Here is a 20,481-nt window from a genome sequence, read left to right on the forward strand (position 1 = left end):
ATTTACTTTTAATTTTTAAAACAATGAAAACAACATATCAACTCATCGTTGCAAGTATATTCACTTTACTTGCCGTATCAAATACTATTGCTCAAACTAAACAAAACGCTAAAACAATGAACACAAATCAATCAAATGAGTTAGCGATAATTAATAAATTATCCACTCAGTCTGCTGTTGTAAATATGCCTGTTAGTCAATTATTGAATGCACCTGGCAATGAAGGTTTACGAGAATTCTTTTTCACACCTGTAAAAAATAAGACTGCGTTGAAAGGAAAAAAAATTGCCGTACTCGTAGCCGACGGATTTGAAGAAATAGAATTAACAGGTCCCGTATGGTATTTTAAAGAACTTGGTGCAGAGGTAGAAATTGTTGCTCCAAAATATAATCCAGCACCAGAAAGATTCGGTCTTTCTTATCCTGAAATGTCAAAAACACATGTGATGGCTATTCAATATATTCAACCCGTAGGCTGGATAAAATTTGACAAAACAGCGGACCAAATCAAAGTAAATGATTATGATGCCGTATTCATTCCGGGAGGTGCATGGAATCCAGATAATTTACGTAATGACAAAGACGTAATTAAATTTATTCAAGATTTCAACAAATCAGGAAAACTCATCGCCGCTATCTGTCATGCTCCTGTTGTACTGGCTTCGGCAGATATTTTGAAAGGGAAAAAACTAACGGGTTATTGGAATATTCAAGTTGATTTAAAAAATGCTGGCGGAAATGTAATCGAAGCTCCTGTTGTAACAGACGGAAACCTAATTACCAGCAGACACCCTATTGATGTAGCTGATTTTTCGAGAGCCGTTGAAAGTTGGTTGATTAAAAAGTAAGGTGGATAGTCGTTTGACAAAGATTTTCTTCTGGAAACTCAACGAGTCTCCAGAAGAAAAAACAAAACTCAATTATAAAAAATAAAGTCATGAAAATAGATATTTTTAAACCAGCACAAATTGGTTCTTTGCAACTCAAAAATCGTCTTTCAATGGCTCCAATGACACGAGCAAGAAATGTAGATGGTATCCCAAACGAAAATAATGCCTTGTATTATGCACAACGTGCAAGTGCTGGTCTAATCATTACTGAAGGAACTGCTATTTCAGATACGGCAAAAGGTGTTTTGTACATTCCTGGTTTATATACTCCTGAACAAGTAGAAGGTTGGAAAAAAGTAACTAAAGCAGTGCATAAAAAAGGCAGTACAATCTTCACGCAACTATGGCATGTGGGAAGAGTCTCTCATACTTCTAATCAGCCCAATGGCATCGCACCAGTTGGTCCATCTGACATTCAGGCAAAAAATACTTTTGCTTGGGGATATGATGAAAATGGCGTAGAAGGTTTTGTTCCTGCCTCAAAACCAAAAGCACTCTTAGGCACAGAAGTAAAACAAATTGTGAACGATTTTGTAAAAGCAGCCCAAAATGCTATAGAGGCAGGTTTCGACGGCATTGAAATACACGGTGCAAACGGCTACTTGATTGAGCAATTTTTAAACCCTTTTGTTAACAATCGCTCCGATGAATATGGGGGTAGCATTGAAAATCGTTCCCGTTTTTTACTTGAAATTGTTGATGCAACGATTGATGCCATCGGCAAGCATAAAGTTGGTGTAAGATTAACCCCTTATGGTGGACTCGGTGATTTACCACATTATGAGGAAATTGAAGCAACGTACCAATATCTCGCAAGCGAATTAGCAAAAAGAGAAGTAGTGTATATTCACTTGATGGACCAACAATCAAAAGGTAGCCATGCCTTGCCAGAAGGATTTTTGGAACGCTTTCGCTCATGGTATAAAGGTACAATCATATTGGCAGGAAGTATGACCAGAGAGAAATCTGAGCAACTCATCAATGCGGGGACAATTGATATTGCAGGATTTGGAGAACTATTTATTTCAAATCCTGATTTGGTAGAACGCTTAGAAAACAATTGGCCTTTAACGCCTCCAAATCGAGATTTGTATTATGGACTAGGTACTCATGGTTATACAGATTGGGAAACCTATCAAGAACCAGCATTTGTTTAAATCATCATTAAAATACAGTTAAAACATTCATATTTTAAGGTCATGGAATTTAGAAAATTAGGAAAAACAGACTTGAATTTATCTGCCATTACTTATGGAAGCTTTGCGATTGGAGGTACAATGTGGGCAGGTTCAGTCAAAAAAGATGCACAGGAAGCCATCCTTGCTTCTATTGATAATGGTATTACTACATTAGATACCGCTCCGTTTTATGGATTTGGCTTTAGTGAAGAATTAATCGGCGAAACAATCAAAGATTTAGACCGCTCAAAAATTCAACTGCTTACTAAATTCGGAATGGTTTGGGATGGCAGCAACAAAGAAAAAGGAGACTTTATGTGGAATCAGGAACATGAAGGAAAAACCTATCCTATTTACAAGTATGCCTCCAAAGCCAATGTGATTAAAGAGGTTGAAGAAAGCCTTCAGCGATTAAAAACCGATTATATCGACTTGTTACAATTACACTGGCCAGACTCTACCACGCCTATCGAAGAAACAATGGAGGCATTACAACGGTTGATAGAACAAGGTAAAATTTTAGCTGCTGGCGTAAGTAACTATACAGCACAACAGATGCTTGAAGCACAAAAAAGTATCTCTTTAGCATCAAATCAAGTGCCTTACAGTATGTTAAAAAGAGGAATTGAGTCGAAAGTAATTCCTACTGCTATCGAAAATGAAATTGGAATTATCGCTTATAGTCCGCTGGAACGAGGACTTTTGTCTGGAAAGTTCTTTAATGGAGAATCTTTAAAGTCGGAAGACCACAGAAATGGATATTTTGGACAGTTTAATCTCGAAAAAGTAAAATCTTTTCTGGAAAGTATTGAACCGATTGCAAAAGACAAACAAGTCTCTTTATCCCAATTAGTATTGCGATGGACAACGCTTCAATTTGGTATCTCAATTGTATTAGCAGGAGCAAGAAATAAGGAACAAGCAGTAAGTAATGCGAAAGCTATTGAAGTTATTATCAGTTCAGATGAAATGCAGTTTATCAATACTGAATTGGCTAAACTTAGTCTAAATCAATAATGTCCTGAATAGTTTTATTCAAATAAATTCATCTTAGAAAATATCAAGAATATCACATTCCCGAAGTTATTTAAAACGATAAGTTAGAAAAATAAAACGCTTTGGATAAAAGAAGAAACAATACTCTGCACAAAATCATCATTTTCTTCAATGTATCATCATAAAACTCTCCTTATCTATTGGGTTTAGTTACCATATACCATAAATAAGGAGAGTTTTATTGTAAAATCTAAACTTAAAATTTCCAACAGCAAGTTTATACTTGATAAAGCCATCTAATTCAAGATAAACCTTAGGAGTTAAATTACATGACTAATAATTCCTCTCCTAAACACTCTCAGCCAATTCTTTGATTTTTACTTCTACGCCATTCCAAAGTTGGTTTCGTAATGCTAATGAACGAAGTGAATAGGCTTCTGCTTCTGCCCATTTTTCGGCATCGTCGCCACACAATTCTTCTACCATTTGTAAGGCTAAATGACTGTGGTGGTCGCCATCTACTTCGATGTGTCTTTCTAAATAATAATTGAAAATAGAAATGCTTTCTGGCATACTTTGGTTCAAATCTTTCACCATCGAAAGGAACATTGAAGGAATTAAATCTTCACGACCGAAAGTAAAGACTGCCGCCATGATGTGCGGTTTTTGTGTGTTGATTACTTCAAAAGTAAAATCTACAAACTGACGAACACTTTCTGAAACGCCAACTTTTGCCAAAGCTTCCTGAACACTTACTTTTTGAGAAAGTAAGGTAATGAAATTTTCAATTTGCTCGGTAGCCGCACCAGATTGTTGCATGGCTTTCAAGTATAATTCAAAATGGCTCATCACGTTTCCTTCTTCGTCTTTATCGCTTTCTTCACCAATCACAATTTCGTTGATTAAAAAACGAGTGGTAGCATTCCCCACTGGAATCCACGGAATATCCACACAAGTAAGATTTCGCTGCAATCCTTTCAGCAAAGACATAAAATCCCAAACGGCAAAAACGTGGTCTTGCATGAAAAGTTGTAAATCTTCTAATTCGTGGATGTACTTATAAACCGAGTGTGAAGTAATTTGTTGACGAGTTGGCTCAATTGTCGATTGAATTTTTAAAATATTAGGATTCATTATTATTATTTTATGAGTTTAAATACGTACGATTTTAGGAGTTATACCGATTTATTCTAACTCGTTTTTATTCAAAAAGTTGTGTTAGCATCGCAGTTTATCTTAGAAGTAAGCTCACTTCTGATAAGCTATACAATATCAAAATTACAAAACTTAATATTCATAACTTTCATTTAACATTAAGCTAATCATGAAGTAATATGTAAATCTGATTTTTGTGTAGAGACAAAACAATTTCTTTATGAAAAAAATCTATTGTATTTTTTATTGCTTATGTTACTTAGAAAGCAAAGCTCAAGACGGCGTCTATCCAAACAGCCAAGCCTTTGAAAAAGAACAACTTATTGCGACTAATGCTGTTGTTTTTAAAGAAAGATACAGCAGTGTAAAAGTTAAAAATGGCTCTACAAAAATCTATAATTTTAAAAATGCTTTTGGCTATCGTAAAGGCGAAAAAGACTGGCGATTTGTGGGTAATAAATCTTATGAAATTTTAAATAAAAAGGGCATTTACGTTTATCGTTTAGATATCAGTAATGAAATGTCCAATCAACTTTATTATTTCAGCAAAGAAGCTGATAGCGAATTGATTTCTTTATCAAAAAGAAATTTAAGAAAAGCCTATTCAGATAATCAAGATTTCGTTGAATTACTCAATAGCATCCATTGGCAAACAAGGTTGGAAGAAGTAATTCCACCTTTCAATACTCTCAGAATTGCTGAATTATACAATTATACTTTAGCTAAAAAATAGAAAAGCCGAAGCGATACGCTTCGGCTTTTGCATAATTACACCAATATGAAAATCCATTTCGGACTTTCTCCCCGCCGAAGCGAGGAGAAAACCTTAATAAGGCTTGACTGTTACCCACTCATGGGTAGCTTTGTTGTATTGTAGGTGGTCGTCAGGCCACTCAATATATTGTTTCATGGAAAGGTATTCATCTACATTTCCCTTTTTAATCAATTCCTTAAATAAAAAACCTCCTCGCTCTACTACAATCTCTTCTCTTAAATGAGGCGTGTTAATGACTTCTTCGAAAAATTCTGGTTTTAACGAACCTTCTTTTAGCTTAAACTTTGCCAATACTCCTCTTCTGAAAATTGGACTTGATGAAACTGGACGAATAATGAAAACATAGTTCCAGCCGTTTTCTGCTTGATAATATTCTTGGATTTTAAAAAATGGTAAGGCTTTTTGGTAGAAACTTCTATACTTTGTTTCAAATTTGGTACTGTTATTAGCCCCCGGTGCAGGCGAATAGATATAAGTAATGATGTTGGTTAGGAGTGTGTCTTGTTCTTGAGTAGAAAAATAATTACTGGCTTGATTTTTCTTTGAATTACATGATGCCAGTAATACAAAAACAGAAAGAATGATTAAGATATTTTTCATATTGGTAATTGTAATCTTAAAGAACTTCAGTCTGATATTGTATAATATGCAGACTGAAGTTTTATTTGTACTAAAAAAATTATTTCACGTAAGAAACACCTTGTGGGTTAAACTCTGACCAACCTGCTGTCCAATCTACATCGTTGAATGCACCAACATAAGTAGTTCTTGTAAAGAATGTAGGTAAAGTAGTTGGTAAATTAACACCTACTAAGCTTGAACCAGCACCTAAAGTAAATGTAGGGCGACCTGTTGACCACAAAGAAGCACTTAAACCAATTGTTGAAGAATTTGCTAAGATTTTGTTACCTGTTTGAGCAGCAAACCAAGCAGAAGGCTTTTGAGTACCAATTAAAATTGGTGTAGCAGCAGGAATCTGTTCATTATCAGAAACAGCACTTGTTCCAAAACCAGTACTTCCCCATCCGTCAACACCTGCTAACACGATGTTATTAAGGATTAATTCTCCATTCAAAGCATTTACTTCTGCGTCTCCTCTTTGACTGTCGATGTAAACTCCGTAAGGATAACCTGTAACAACTGCATTATAAATTTTTAATTTGTTGTTACGACGTAACTGCATACCATTTTGGAACAATGAACTAATCGTTGTTGCCGAGCTTCCTTTTGGCCCGATGATAGACATATTAGCAAATATACCAGAAGTAAATGGAGTGTTGTTAGAACCAGGCGAGTCGTTATCTACTTCAAAACCATTTGAACCAGAAACATCTGCTTGTGTAGCACCACGGATACCAATACCAAATTGAACATTTCCTGAGAAACCATTATCAACATCGAAATCATCATCTAAACCTTTGTAAGCAATTAAATATTTAGCGTTTACGTTTCCACCAAACCACTCAAATGAATCATCTAATCCAAAAGAAGCTTGTAAATATTCTAAAGTTGTACCAGCACCTACTGAACCAAAAGTGAACGAGTTAACCTCTGCATTAGGTTGTACTGGAATACCTGCATATTCAACACGCACATATTTTAAACTTCCTGAGTTATCAGCATTATCAGCTCCACCGTGGAACCCACCATATTCACCTTCTAATAATCCGCTTCCTTTTGGTAGTCCAGCTGCTGCATTTGCAGCTAGGTTGTTTACAGCACGTCCACAGATTACTAATCCACCCCAGTCACCTGGTTCACGTTCACCCACTGCACGCTCAGATGTCATGATGATAGGCTTAGATACAGTACCTTCAGCAATGATTTTACTACCTCTTTGAATAACCAAAGTTCCTTTAGAAGCACGGTCACCAATGATGATAGTACCCGGTTGGATTGTTAAAGTACCAGTTTTGGTGATTGTACCAGCAACTGCTTCTTCACCTACACGTACAAAACCAACTAATTTGTAGATTTTATCAGCCGTCCAAGTGATATTTCCTTCAAGATTTCCTTGAACTGTTACTACTGTTGGTGCAGCAACTGCTGTTACTGTAACTGGAATAGTCGTTAAAGCAGAAACTTGGTTTGATTGATCTGTTACTTGAACTGTAAAGTTTACAACAGAACCAGCCGCTACGTTTTCAATTACATAGTCTTTAGTATAATCTAATGTTTTTTCACCTGTTCCTGTTTTTGTATCAAAAGCAGCACCATTTTTCAAAACAACAACTGATTTTACACCACCTGGGGCATTAATAGACGCTTTTAATTGAACTGTTGCTCCTGGAAGACCAGACAAAGTTCCTGACACTGAAATTGTTGGTAAAGGAACCACTTCTGCTGTGTCGTCCTTACAAGCTTGAAATACCGTTGCCATCGAGAGCAACAAAGCAATAATTCGAGTAGCTTTCATGTTTAAAAGTCTCATTGATTTAATTGTTAGATTAAGAAATAACGCTTTAAAAATTCTTCTATTGAATATGTATTAATAAATGATGATTACTTTTTTCTTAATGTGTAAACAAGACCTAAAGAGTAGGTTCTTCCTGGAGAGTATGACTGAATGATTTGGTCATTACTAGTATCGAAATTACCATCCTTGTTTCCATCTTGAATGATGAAATTTCTTTGGTTTAAGATGTCTGTAATACCACCTTTCACAATAAGGTTTCTAGCAATTTCTTTAGAGAAAGTAAGGTCAATTACATTACGTGGCATCTCGTACCAGTCTGGATAACCTGCTGCTAATGAATTACCTACTGCAAAAATACGCTTGCCGATTACGTTGAATAATAAACTGATTTGCGTGTTCTTTTTGGAGTCATTGTAATTAATACCAGCATTTACAATGTAAGGAGACTGACCTTGTAATGGACGGTTATCTGATTGGTTTTGAGCGGCTTCACCAAGTTTCACACGGCTATAAATAAATGCTCCGTTGAATACCAAATTGATTTTACTTAACAAAGCTGATGCTGTTAACTTATCTAAAGATTTTTTTACTTCTACTTCAAAACCTGCACTATAAGCACTTTCTGCATTACCGAAATTTAAGTTGGCATTGGTAGCTCCATCAAAAAGTACTTCGATTGGGTTTTTGAAGTTTTTGTAAAAAGCAGCTACCGAAATTACCTCTGCTGGTGTTGGGTAGAATTCATAACGGAAATCGTAATTATCAATTTCTGCATTATTTAAACTTGGATTACCCGAGATAACACGGTTGTTCACAAAGTCATAGAAAGTAAATGGAGCAACTTCACGGAATTCTGGACGGTTAACGGTTTTACCATACGCAAGGCGTAAAAGTGACTTTTCAGAGAAGTTATATGTTAAATTCGCCGATGGTAAAATATTCGTTACATCACGGTTATAATTTACTGGTACTCCTCTACTTACATCAAAACTATTTAATTTCTGAACGTTCTTTTCTACACGAACACCAGCAATCAAGTTTAATTTCTTAGTGAAAGAGTAATTTCCTGAAACATAACCTGCTATTTGATTATTGCTTGCAGTGTATGAATCGGAGGCATTGGTTTGCTCATCAATTTTTACACCGTTTGTAGAATTGATATTTTGTAGAGCAAAAATCTCATCAATTGGTAAATTCCCAATATCAAACAATGAACTATTTGCACGCACGTACCCAAGGTTACGAGCGGTGAAAGTACGTTCTTTGTTTTCGTAGAAAGCACCTGCTTTTAATTCAATTTCTTTACTTTCTTCTGCAGTCTTACCTTTTTTAATGCTTAATTTTTGTACTAAATTAATACCTCCTAAAATCGCATCTTCGTCCAATAAAATGTTTGTTCTACCTAAGTTGATGGTTTGAGCAGCTCCGAAAGGCACTAACAATGTAGGAACTGCACCTTCAGTAGAATATCTATATCTCTTATAATCAGGACGATCACTATTTGATTTGTTGTAACCAACTACCCAGTCTAATTTTGTTTTGTTATCGTTAAAAGCATGACGACCCAATACTTGACCTGTGTAAATTCCACGATATACTTGGTCTAATGAACGAATATCCCAAGTTCCACCATTTTCTAAGCCTTTTCTGTCCACATACTGAGCGTTGCTCATTTGGTTATAAAGGTTTTTGAATTCAAACGTATGGTTTTCGTTCAATCTCAAGGCCCAGTTATGAAGAATACCTGTACGAACTGAGTTGGTATATTGTAAATCTCTAAATTTCTTATCTTCGTTAATACTTTCTACATTGTTTTGATCAATTGAATAACCAAAATCACTTCTTGCCATTTCAAAAGTTGTACGAGTATTACTATAATTTACAGCAGTAATATTGGCTAACTTCAAATTCTCTCTATCAATAAACTTATAAGCTCCTGTGATTGAAAAACGTAAATCAGGACTAGCAGTGGAAGCCTCTGGCGTCCAAGTATTTCTCAACATTTGTCCAGCTTGTGTCAAAGCAGCTTGATTAGAAACCGCAATTTGTTTCAACTCGCTTGTTGTTGGGAAATATTTAGGAAGGTCTGAAAAACCATTGTTAAAACCTGTATAAGAGTATTTTCCAGTTTTTGGACGGAAAAATTCGTTTCCTGTAGTTCCATCACGGTAAGCTCCGCTTACATCAACTGTCAAATAATTTTCGTCTGGAATACTTTTCGTGAAGATTTTTACTACACCACCCGCAAATTCACCTGGTAATTCTGCTGCAGGTGATTTATATACTAAAATACGATCGATTTGTCCTGAAGGAATAACATCGAACGAAAATGAACGAACATCAGATTCCATACTTGGTGTAAATACGTTATTTAACATTACTGTGTTATAACGTTCATTCAAACCACGAATATTGATAAAACGGTCTCCGAAAATTGTTACACCTGGCACACGTTTTACAACCTCAGCAGCGGTACGGTCTAAAGTCTTACCAATTTGTGCGGCAGAAATACCACTTACAATTTGTTGAGCTGCTTTGATTTCAGAAATTACAGAAACTTCTGTGTTTGTTAATTTTTTCGCTACAACTTTTACTTCATTTAAAGTAGTAGCTTGGTCTTCTTCGATAAAAGTGTTGATTTCTGTAACCGAACCTTCAACAACTTTTACATTTTCAATGAATTTTACTTTATATCCAACAAATGATATTTTCAATTTATAATTACCAACTGGAATTTTATTGAATGAAAAGAAACCGTTGATGTCAGCGGCTGCTCCTTTGTTGATTCCTTCAATAAAAACGGTTGCTCCAACTAAGTCTTCTTTACTTACTGCATCTTTAATTGTACCACGTATAGTTCCTTCTTGAGCGAAGGTGAATGAAAGAGAAGAAAATAAAATAATTAATGTGTAAAGTAATTTGTGCTTCATCATACTGGTTTGTTTTTTGATGGCACAAAATTAGGTCGGCTATATAACCGCAGTATTACGCTTGTGTTATGCTTAGTTTATGTTTATGTTATCCCAATGTTATGTGATTTAAGTTTTGGGGCTATTTACTCCCAAAAACTAGGATTAAATCACTCCATTTTACTTTTTCTGATAATCTTGCCGAATGTTAAACATGACAACAATCAGTAAGCTTTCCTGATTTATCTTCTTGTGCATCTAAATGTTTTTGACTAATTTTCTTTTATAAAAATTTCCTCAACAATTTTCTGCATTAAATTTGCCCTTTGGGCTATTTTTTTAAATCCCAACCAAAAATCAGCATTTATAAAAAGCTTTCAGCAGGTTTTGCATTCAAAAAACATTCATAAACTAGGTTAAATAAGCTAATTATTACTTGCTTTAAACATTAAGTAAATCCCCCGCCAACATTAATGAGTAATCCTAAAGAAGAGTTATATAGCCTTATCAAGAGCGATTTCTCGATATTTGATTTTATCCAAGAATCAGCATTAGATGGTTTTGGGTATCTTGATTTCGAAAATCCTCTGAACGATTGGATGAATCCTAAATTTTGGAATACATTAGGTTATAGAGAAAATGAAATTATTGACAATCACGCTACTTGGAGAACCTTGATTCACGCTGAAGATGCTGAAAATTTCTTTGAACAATATAAAAATTCTCATAAACCTTACAATGAAATCCTTCGATACAAGCATAAAAATGGTTCAACTATTTGGTTTCGTTGCCGTACAATGGCAATAAGAAATAGCGAAGGTGAAGTAATTAATGCTATCATTTCGTTTTCCGACGTAACGGAATTAATGAGAAAAGACGAGTTCTTGGAACGATGTAATGCCGCTGCAATGGTAGGATATTGGGAAATCGACATGGAAAGCAAATTGCCCTACTGGAGTAAAATCACTAAACTAATTCATGAAGTTCCTGACGACTATCAGCCTAATTTATCAACCGCCATTGATTTTTTTGAAGAAGGTGAAAGCAGAGAGCAAATTACAAAAGCTGTAGAATTAGCCATTGCTACAGGTAAGCACTATGATGTAGATTTAAAAATTGTAACTGCTAAAGGAAATATCAAATGGGTTAGGGCAATCGGACAAGCTGAATTTCATGAAGAAAAATGTATTAGAATTTATGGTACTTTTCAGGATATTCATGTGCAGAAACTAGCACAAGAAGAACTCATTAAAGAAAAACAAAAGCTTCAAAGCGTTATAAAAGGAACAAATGCTGGTACTTGGGAATGGAATGTACAAACAGGCGAAACCTTTTTTAATGAGCGTTGGGCAGAAATTGTAGGTTATACTTTAGATGAATTATCGCCAATCAGCATAGATACTTGGTTGAAATTGGTACATCCAGATGATTTAAAAATATCTAATCAAAAAATTCAAAGTTGTTTTGAAAGGAAAACCGAATATTACCAATGCGAATGCCGAATGAAACACAAAGCTGGGCATTGGGTATGGGTGATGGATAGAGGAAAAGTGGTAAGCTGGACTAACGAAGGCAAACCTTTGATGATGTATGGAACGCATTCTGACATTAGTGACCAGAAGAAAAAAGTAGAACGTAATACCGTATTTATAGAACATACACCAACTGCCATCGCAATGTTTGATAATGACCTAAAGTATCTGGCAGTATCAGAAAAATGGAGAACGGATTATCATTTAGAAGGGATTGATTTAATTGGAAAATCACATTACGAGATTTTCCCTGAAATAGGCGAAGATTGGAAAAATATACATCGTGAATGTTTACAGGGAAAGTCAACCAAGCGAGACGAAGATAAATTTGTCAGGAAAGATGGTTCTGTTCAATGGCTAAAATGGGAAGTGAAACCTTGGTACACTGAAGATAATAACAAAATTGGTGGCATTATTATGTACACCGACGACATTACAGAACGTAAAAAAATTGAACAAAACCTTCTGGAAAACCATACTTTATTAGAAACCATCCTTGAAAGTATTGATATTGGCATTGTAGCTTGCGATCAGCACGGTAGCCTTACTTTGTTTAACAATACTACAAAAAGATGGCATGGCTTACCCATCAACAATATTCCTCCATCAGAATATTCCAATTATTACGGTCTTTATCATTTAGATGGTACCACGAAACTTGCTACCGAAGAAATACCGCTGATTCGAACTTTACATTCTGGCAATATTCATAATGTGGAAATGATTATTGCTCCTAATAACGGACCAAGCCATATTGTATCTACTTCTGGTTCTCAACTAAAAGGTCCTAATGGTGAATTGTTCGGAGCTGTTGTAGCCATGCACGATATAACTGAAAGAAAAAAATATCTAGAAAAACTACAAATTAGCGAAGAGGCTTTTAGAGGTAATTTCGAAAATGCGGCAATTGGTATGGCTTTGCTTGATATTGACGGAAAATGGCTAAAAATTAATCAAACGCTTTGTCATATTATCGGATACTCTGAAGAAGAACTCTATCAGCTTACTTTCCAAGAAGTTACTCATCCAGATGATTTAAAAGCCGACCTTGATTTAGTACAAGAATTGATTGATGGAAAAAGGTCGCATTATCAAATGGAAAAACGATATATTCATAAAAAAGGACATAACGTTTATATCATTTTAGCGGCATCTTTAGTAAGAAATCAGTCTAACCAGCCTTTATATTTTATCTCACAAATTATTGATATTACTCAGCAAAAAAATGCAGAACAAGAGATAAAAGCACTTTTAGATGTTACAAAAGACCAAAACGAAAGACTAAAAAACTTTGCTCATATTGTATCACATAATTTAAGGTCTCATTCTGGCAATATCTCAATGATGATGGATATACTTCTTGAGGAAAATCCTGAATTATCAGCCAATGAGTACTTAGTTCTATTGAAATCTGCTTCCCAAAACCTTGGCGAAACCATTGCCCATTTGAATGAAGTAGTGTTGATGAATACAGCCGTTATTGATAATTTAAAAGGAGTAAGTTTGCATCACGCAATCAGAAATGCCATTCAAAATGTATCGGCACTTGCACGAGAATCAAAAGTAACGATTGAAAACAATATCAATACAGATGAAAAAGTACTAGCTATTCCTGCCTATTTAGATAGTATTATGCTTAACTTTCTGACGAATGCCATCAAATATAGCTCAGACGAAAGAGATAGCTTTGTGAAGCTATCAACAGTTATTGAAAATGATTATCTTATTCTGAAAATAGAAGATAATGGTTTGGGCATTGATTTGAAACGACATGGTGCCAAACTTTTTGGTTTGTACAAAACATTTCATTACCATAAAGATGCCAGAGGTGTTGGTTTATTCATTACCAAAAATCAAATTGAGGCAATGGGTGGAAAAGTAGAAGTAAGCAGTGAAGTAGATAAAGGAACAACATTTAGCATATATCTTAAATATGAAAAAAATTGACATTGCTTGCATCATTGATGACGACCCAATCTTTGTTTTTGGCACTAAAAGATTAATGCAAATCGCTAATTTTTGTAACGGTTTTCTGGTGTTTAAAAACGGAAAAGAAGCTTATGATAGCCTCAAAACAATTATCACGACAGGTGAAAAACTTCCAGATTTAATTTTCCTCGACCTAAACATGCCTATCTGGGACGGTTGGCAATTTTTAGATGAGTTTATTCAAATTCCGATTGAAAATGCTGTGACGATTTTTATCGTTACGAGCTCTATCGACCCAGAGGATATTAAAAGAGCGAAATCTTATGAAATTGTAAGTAATTATTTGGTTAAGCCAATTAAAATGGATGATCTTAAAAAATTAATGACAGAATAAATATTGCTAATTACTTGATTTGTAGTATCATAATCATAACAAGAAATCCTATAAATCAAGCTTTTAAAATTCTTTCTTCAAAATAAAATAAAATTTCTGCTACCTTTGCATCAGTTTATGGTGCATTAGGCTTGTGTCAATACAAGTTTAAAGCTTAATAGGGAATCAGGTTGAATGCCTGTACTGTCCCCGCAACTGTAAGTTTCAATAACATCATTACCATTCTTCAATAACCACTGAAAGTCTGTGAACCGTTATTGGTTAATAGTTATCTGTAAATCGTTTAAAGGTATTTTACTTTAAACTTAAAGCAATCTGATAACAATTAACAATTAACGGATAACTAAAATCGGGAAGGTTTGGGTACATGAGAAACAAGTCAGGAGACCTGCCATTAAATCATTCTTGATTGCTTGCTTACGGAGGATGAGCATCATTGAGCGTTCGATTATTTTTTCTTTTATCTAACTCAATTGTACGTTAATTCCTACGAATTTCATTTTCGTTGACACTTTTTGTCCTTTCAATAAATGAAAGCATTGGGTAATTTTTACGCTCTTGGGGTACCAATCAAAATGTTTAAAACATTACAAAAATCTATTATTGCTGTGGGGATTTGCCTTGTCCAAAATTCATTAGCACAAAAAAGCAACGTGACTGTTGACAATAAAAACCTTGATGAGGTAATTGTTACAGCAAATAAAACTGACCAGAAACAATCACAAACTGGTAAAGTAGTAACCATTTTATCAGATTCTATTTTGCAAAAATATCAATCGCAAACCTTAGGCGAATTACTAACTCGCCAAGCGGGTTTTATGGTAGTGGGTTCTCAAAATACCTATGGTACTAACCAAGACGTATATCTTAGAGGTGCAAGTACAGGGAATACACTAATTCTAATTGACGGAATGCCTGTTTATGATCCATCGGGAATTTCTTCAAACTTTGATTTGAACATGATTACAGTAGCAGAATGTGACCGTATTGAGATTTTAAAGGGGGCTCAATCTACTATTTATGGTTCAGATGCAGTAGCAGGCGTTATTAATATATTTACTAAGAAAGGTAAAACAGATAAGAGTATTGGTGGAAATGCTTCAGTAAATACAGGAACTTATAATACCTTACGAGCTACTTTGGGTCTTAATGGTGCTTTTGAAAAAGGGTATTATAATGTACAATATACTCGTTTATCTTCAAGTGGTTTTTCAGCCGCTAATGACCAATTAGGAAATCAAAATTTTGATAACGATGGTATTCGTCAAAACAATATATTAGCTAATATCGGCTATAATATCTCTAAAAACCTACAATTAAAATTACGTACCCTAATTAATGGATATAAGACAGATGTTGATGCAGGGGCATTTAAAGACGAAAAAGATTTTACTATTAATCAAAAATTTTCGCTGTATGCTGTTGGTTTAAATTATGTTCAAAAAAAAGGAAAACTAACATTTAACTATGGTTACAGCAAAAGTGAACGCAGATTTGTAGATGATTCTACATCTATTGAAAAAGGAGCATTCAATAAATATGTTACTCAGTTTTATGATGGAAATACTCACTATACTGAATTATACGAAAGTTTGCAGATTCACCCTAATATCAATTTATTAGTAGGAAGTGATTTCCGTTTTGCCAATACCTCACAAACCTACGACTCATACAGTGCTTATGGCAAATATTCTTCACCACCAATTGGGACTGACACTGCACATACTTCTATTTTTAGTGTATATGCCTCTGGTTTGATTAAAACTAAGGTTAATTTCTTTTTAGAACTTGGTGCTCGTTATAACAATCACTCATTGTACGGAGACAATTTTACATATTCATTCAATCCTTCGTATTTGATTGATGACCAGTTTAAAGTATTCGTCAATCTATCTTCTGGTTTCAAAGCTCCAACATTATACCAATTATATTCGCCGTACGGTAATAAAGCATTGAATCCTGAAAAATCTGTTTCTACAGAAGCAGGTATCCAAATATTTTCAAAGGATAAAAGTTCAAACTTACGTGTAGTGTATTTTGATAGACATTTAAGAGATGTAATTTACTTTCAATCATTATCAAAAGACCCTTACGGTAGATACATCAACTTCGATAAACAACACGACTACGGCTGGGAAGTGGAAGGAAAAGTTCAATTAAACAAAATCAACTTATGGGCAAATATCACACTACTTCAAGGTGCAATTACTACACAAATTGAAAAGAAAGATACAACCTACAACAACTTGTTCCGTCGTCCAGAGAGCGTGATGAATTTTGGTATTGGTTATACTGTTTCACCAAAATTATATATAAGTGCCAACGTGCATAGCGTAGGTAAGCGTTTAGAGTCAGTATATGGAACAGGCATCGTTACGCTAACTCCTTACACAACCATTGATGCTTATGCAGATTATAAATTCACAAAAAACTTCAAGGCTTATATTGACCTAAAAAACATTACTAACGAATTGTATTTTGATGTTTACGGGTACAACAGTCGTAAATTCAACTTTATGGCAGGTTTAAATATGAGTTTCTAAGCAACCATTCTATATGAGAGCTTAATGATTGTTAAATTTTAGGCTCTTGTATTTTTAACTGAAGAGATAAACTTACCGACAACAGTATTCACCTAAATACTCTAAACGCTTAGATTGACTTGTTTTATCAAATTAAAGGCTGTATTAAAGGACAATTATTATTATTATAATTCAAACCAAAAACTTCTTTCGCAATGCAATCAACACTCAACCCTCGTTTTTTAACCTTGCTTTGCTTCATTTTAGCGATTGCTTTGTTGAGAATTGCCAACTCCGCACAGCTTACTCCAGTAGCAAATTATACGCCGCTTGGTGCGATGGCACTTTTTGGCGGAGCGTATTTTAGTAGCCGTTGGAAGGCTTTTGCTTTTCCTTTGCTCACAATTTTGGTCAGTGATATCATTATCAACAAAGTGATTTTTCAAGGAAAGTACGGAATGATGTACGAAGGTTGGTATTGGATTTATGGTATTTTCGCCATCATTGTTTTGTTTGGAAAAGTAATTCTTCAAAAAATCAATGTTCAAAACGTTGTTTTAGCAGCAATAATCGCATCGGTTTCACATTGGCTTTTAGCTGATTTAACCGTTTGGATTGGTGGTGGAACAGATTTAAGAACGAATTTACCTTTAAGTCGTGATTGGGCTGGTTTACAACAATGTTTTGTACAAGGTTTCCCATATATGAAAAACTTTTTGGTAGGTACTTTGGCATATTCTGCCCTAATGTTCGGCAGTTTTGAATTATTGCAAGTCCGTTTTCCAAGCTTGGCAAAAGCGTAAACGATTTGGGAGGTGGGATTTGGGATTTCGGTTGAAAATTGTTCCAAATCTAATCACTCAATCACAAATCACTCATTATGAAAGCTGTCTCTTTTCTTCCTGCCGCAACGCAAATGATTTACGACATGGGTTTGCAAGACTTACTCTATGGCGTAACCTTTGAATGTCCGCCAACATCAAGAACTGAAAATGAAATTTTAGTCCGTTGTGTGCTGGAAGGAAAAGAGTATTCAAGTGAAGAAATCGACAGGATTTTCTCGGCTTCTAAAGCACAAGGAAAAAGTTTGTATTATGTAGAAGAGGATAAATTACAAGCCATTGCACCCGATGTTGTTATTACGCAAGACGTTTGTGAAGTATGTCAAATTGATACAAAATGCACGCAAGCGGTGATTGATAATCTGGAAAAAACACCTCAGATTCTAACAATTACACCACAAAGTCTGGAGGATGTTTTTGATTCAGCGATAACGATTGCCAAGGCTTTGGGCAGAGAAGAAGCGGCTTATCAACATTTAGCCAAACTTCAAGAAAGAATTGACAGCATTATCGACAAACTCCGTGAACACAGAGCTTTGCCTAAAAGAGTGATGTTATTGGAATGGATTGAACCCATTTATAATTGCGGTCACTGGATTCCTCATCAAATTGCTTATGCTGGAGGTATTGATATGCTAAGTAATCCTTCAGGCGACAGTATCGTGACGCAGTGGGACAAAATATTGAAGTACGACCCAGAAGTATTAATCATAGCTCCTTGTGGTTTCGAAACCCAAAGAAGTATGGAAGAATATCATCTATTAACAATAAAAAACGGTTGGGAAAATCTACGTGCAGTTCAAAATAAAGCCGTTTTTGTGCTTGATTATGATTTGTTCACCCAACCAAGTGCCTCGACCTTAGTAAATGGTATTGAAATTTTGGCAGCATTATTTCATCCTAGCCTATTCACCATTCCTAAACACCTAGCTCATAAAGTTTACACTATTTTTAATCAGACTCTAGCTACATAATTTTTTGAATTATGTTTCATCATGAAAAAATATTCCCTCTAATCTATCATGGGTCTGGAACGCAAGTTTCAGGCCTTTTTTTACCAAATCAAACTATTTTATAATTCCGATACTCGCCAATTCTATAGCCTGTTAGCTTTTCAATTGTCATTTTTACTTGATTTTTGAAACTCAGTTTCTTCTCATGAATATCATAATCAAACATCCAATTTACACTTTCAATTCTGGCTTGCATTACTTCGGGATGTGTACCTTCAAAAAGTGTTAAGGAATCTATTTCAGAATAATCAAAAGCCTCTAATACTTCTTTTATTTTATCAACATCGTGTCCTTCTCCCCAAAAATTAATCGAACTTTTCATCTTTTCACGCTGAATTTCTGGCGGTTTCACCCAGCCATAATGATAAATGTAAGCATCTATTAATTTTACTTTCAATTTCTGATTATCAACCGTTCTGAAACCTTGTGCATCTTTATAAGAACGCACTTTTCCTGTATTTCTAATTACCCTAATTTCTCTTCGATACCAACGATGAGCGTTGCCTACATAACGATATGAACCATAAAAATGCGTATAATTAAATAGTAAACCATCTACTTGAGATTTATGTAAATTATCCTGCATGGCTTTTTTAATGATAGGCAAATACTTTTCATGCACTACTTCATCTCCTTGAATGTAAAAACACCAATCAGCATCTGGTGAAACAGCAGCTAAAGCTTTGTCTGTTTCTACGGCAAGTACTTGCCCGCCTTTACGCAAAGAATCGTCCCAAATGGTTTCAATAATTTTTATTTTCGGAGAATTAATACTTTGAATTAAAGCCAAAGTTTCGTCTTCTGAATTTCCCACTGCTACAACTACTTCATCACATATTGGTAAAATAGAAGTAATGGCTTCGACGATTGGATAATCAAATTTGATGGCATTTCGGACAAAAGTAAATCCAGATATTTTCATGAGATTATTCAGAAAAAGGCAAAAATTTAGGATAGTTTTCCAAAGCCTTTGGCGTTTGGAAATTCAAAGGTTTTCCAGCTAAAACCGTTTCATAATAAGTAACATATTTCTCTGCCATTGTTCTAGCAGAAAAAATGTCTTGAGCATATTCATGGCAATTTTTTGGCGAAAAATGGTCAACGTTTTTCAATTGTTCAACCCATTCATGCTTATGATTTGAGAGAAACCCAACTTCTGGATGAATCAATTCGGGCAAAGAGCCATAAGTAGTACCAAACACTGCCGAACCCATATAAAGGCTTTCGACAATTGCCAAACCAAATGGCTCATGCCATAAAACTGGAAAAAGTAAAGCTTTCGATTGGTTTAAAATGCTTAATTTTTCTTCTCCACCAATCATTCCATGAAAACGAACGTGTAAATCAGGCGTGAAACGAAAACCCATTTTCAAATTCAAACGAGTACCGCCCATGACGATTAATTTATGGTGACTTCGCTTCGAAATTTCAATCGCTCCTTTTACATTTTTTACTCGCCAAGCAGCTTTTGCTAAAAAATGAAGATGCTTTCGGGGAAGATTCAAATCTGGTTTTCCATAATCGTCAAAATCAATTCCGTTATAAACAAAGGCTTCTCCACCATGTCTTTCTGCATGGTTTTTAGACACAAAAACGGTGTTATGATGCAAAGAATCTAATTGCGAACTGTTGCCATGCTGAGTAACAACAAATGGTTTCCGAATATATTCTTGTGGTTTTTGATTGAGATGAACCATATCAATATCATCAGGAATTTGCTCGTCTAAGGGGCGATTTTCATTATATGGGATAATTTTGGCAAAGGAAGAAGTTGAACCTTCTTTCACCAGAAATGTCACATTATGCCCTAACTGACTAAGGTATTTTCCAAGCCACCAAACTACTCGTTCGGTGCCACCATATTGATTTACAGGAAGTATCGCATTATGTTGAAGAAGTATATTCATAGTGTTTTGTTCCCACAAATTGG

General features: G+C 35.0%; 15 protein-coding genes and 1 riboswitch. Of the genes, 9 read left to right on the forward strand and 6 right to left on the reverse strand.

The features are described from left to right. The first annotated feature begins 23 nt into the window (after nt 1–23). The 3 genes from VB776_RS03675 (at nt 24) to VB776_RS03685 (ending at nt 3,085) form a co-directional block, all read left to right on the forward strand. Nucleotides 24–848: a type 1 glutamine amidotransferase domain-containing protein gene (locus VB776_RS03675; protein ID WP_323326156.1), complete on the forward strand. Its 825-nt coding sequence runs from the start codon at nt 24–26 to the stop codon at nt 846–848. A gap of 89 nt (nt 849–937) precedes the next feature. Further along, complete coding sequence (locus tag VB776_RS03680; protein WP_323326158.1) at nt 938–2,047, forward strand: alkene reductase; 1,110 nt, start codon at nt 938–940, stop codon at nt 2,045–2,047. 42 nt (nt 2,048–2,089) lie between these two features. Further along, complete coding sequence (locus tag VB776_RS03685) at nt 2,090–3,085, forward strand: aldo/keto reductase (RefSeq protein ID WP_323326160.1); 996 nt, start codon at nt 2,090–2,092, stop codon at nt 3,083–3,085. 327 nt (nt 3,086–3,412) lie between these two features. Here the strand turns inward: VB776_RS03685 and VB776_RS03690 are convergent, their stop codons facing one another. Continuing rightward, nucleotides 3,413–4,198 (reverse strand): DUF3050 domain-containing protein, encoded by a 786-nt coding sequence (locus VB776_RS03690; RefSeq protein ID WP_323326162.1) that lies wholly within the window; start codon nt 4,196–4,198, stop codon nt 3,413–3,415. Between the two features lie 241 nt (nt 4,199–4,439). Between VB776_RS03690 and VB776_RS03695 the strand changes: the two genes are divergently transcribed. After that, complete coding sequence (locus VB776_RS03695) at nt 4,440–4,952, forward strand: hypothetical protein (protein WP_323326164.1); 513 nt, start codon at nt 4,440–4,442, stop codon at nt 4,950–4,952. Between the two features lie 93 nt (nt 4,953–5,045). On the opposite strand, the gene VB776_RS03700 is transcribed toward VB776_RS03695, so the two are convergent. The 3 genes from VB776_RS03700 to VB776_RS03710 all read right to left on the reverse strand — a co-directional run bounded on the left by VB776_RS03700 (nt 5,046) and on the right by VB776_RS03710 (nt 10,343). Beyond that, on the reverse strand, nt 5,046–5,594 hold the full coding sequence (locus VB776_RS03700) for a hypothetical protein (RefSeq protein ID WP_323326166.1): 549 nt from the start codon (nt 5,592–5,594) through the stop codon (nt 5,046–5,048). Nucleotides 5,595–5,673: 79 nt separating this feature from the next. Further along, the gene (locus VB776_RS03705) at nt 5,674–7,425 is read right to left on the reverse strand and encodes an Ig-like domain repeat protein (protein ID WP_323326168.1); all 1,752 of its coding nucleotides are present in this window, start codon (nt 7,423–7,425) and stop codon (nt 5,674–5,676) included. Between the two features lie 71 nt (nt 7,426–7,496). Beyond that, complete coding sequence (locus VB776_RS03710) at nt 7,497–10,343, reverse strand: TonB-dependent receptor (protein WP_323326170.1); 2,847 nt, start codon at nt 10,341–10,343, stop codon at nt 7,497–7,499. Between the two features lie 449 nt (nt 10,344–10,792). Between VB776_RS03710 and VB776_RS03715 the strand changes: the two genes are divergently transcribed. From VB776_RS03715 to VB776_RS03735, 5 genes are all read left to right on the forward strand, one after another. Next, a complete protein-coding gene (locus VB776_RS03715; RefSeq protein WP_323326172.1) occupies nt 10,793–13,798 on the forward strand; it encodes a PAS domain S-box protein in 3,006 nt (1,001 codons plus the stop codon). Further along, a complete protein-coding gene (locus VB776_RS03720) occupies nt 13,785–14,174 on the forward strand; it encodes a response regulator (RefSeq protein WP_323326174.1) in 390 nt (129 codons plus the stop codon). Before VB776_RS03715 ends, VB776_RS03720 begins: the two co-directional genes overlap by 14 nt. A 101-nt stretch (nt 14,175–14,275) precedes the next feature. Then, a riboswitch (cobalamin riboswitch) is annotated at nt 14,276–14,584 on the forward strand. A 165-nt stretch (nt 14,585–14,749) separates the two neighbouring features. Then, the gene (locus tag VB776_RS03725; protein ID WP_323326176.1) at nt 14,750–16,717 is read left to right on the forward strand and encodes a TonB-dependent receptor plug domain-containing protein; all 1,968 of its coding nucleotides are present in this window, start codon (nt 14,750–14,752) and stop codon (nt 16,715–16,717) included. A 194-nt stretch (nt 16,718–16,911) separates the two neighbouring features. Next, a complete protein-coding gene (locus VB776_RS03730; protein WP_323326178.1) occupies nt 16,912–17,499 on the forward strand; it encodes a DUF6580 family putative transport protein in 588 nt (195 codons plus the stop codon). 77 nt (nt 17,500–17,576) lie between these two features. Continuing rightward, nucleotides 17,577–18,512, forward strand: coding sequence for an ABC transporter substrate-binding protein (locus tag VB776_RS03735; RefSeq protein ID WP_323326180.1), 936 nt, complete (start codon nt 17,577–17,579; stop codon nt 18,510–18,512). 88 nt (nt 18,513–18,600) lie between these two features. On the opposite strand, the gene VB776_RS03740 is transcribed toward VB776_RS03735, so the two are convergent. Together VB776_RS03740 and VB776_RS03745 are read right to left on the reverse strand one after the other, a co-directional pair. Beyond that, a complete protein-coding gene (locus VB776_RS03740) occupies nt 18,601–19,473 on the reverse strand; it encodes a glycosyltransferase family protein (protein ID WP_323326182.1) in 873 nt (290 codons plus the stop codon). A gap of 4 nt (nt 19,474–19,477) precedes the next feature. Beyond that, nucleotides 19,478–20,458, reverse strand: coding sequence for a glycosyltransferase (locus tag VB776_RS03745; RefSeq protein WP_323326184.1), 981 nt, complete (start codon nt 20,456–20,458; stop codon nt 19,478–19,480). Between the last annotated feature and the right edge of the window lie 23 nt (nt 20,459–20,481).

It is taken from the genome of Arcicella gelida (genome assembly GCF_034931025.1).
Taxonomy (GTDB): Bacteria; Bacteroidota; Bacteroidia; order Cytophagales; family Spirosomataceae; genus Arcicella; species Arcicella gelida.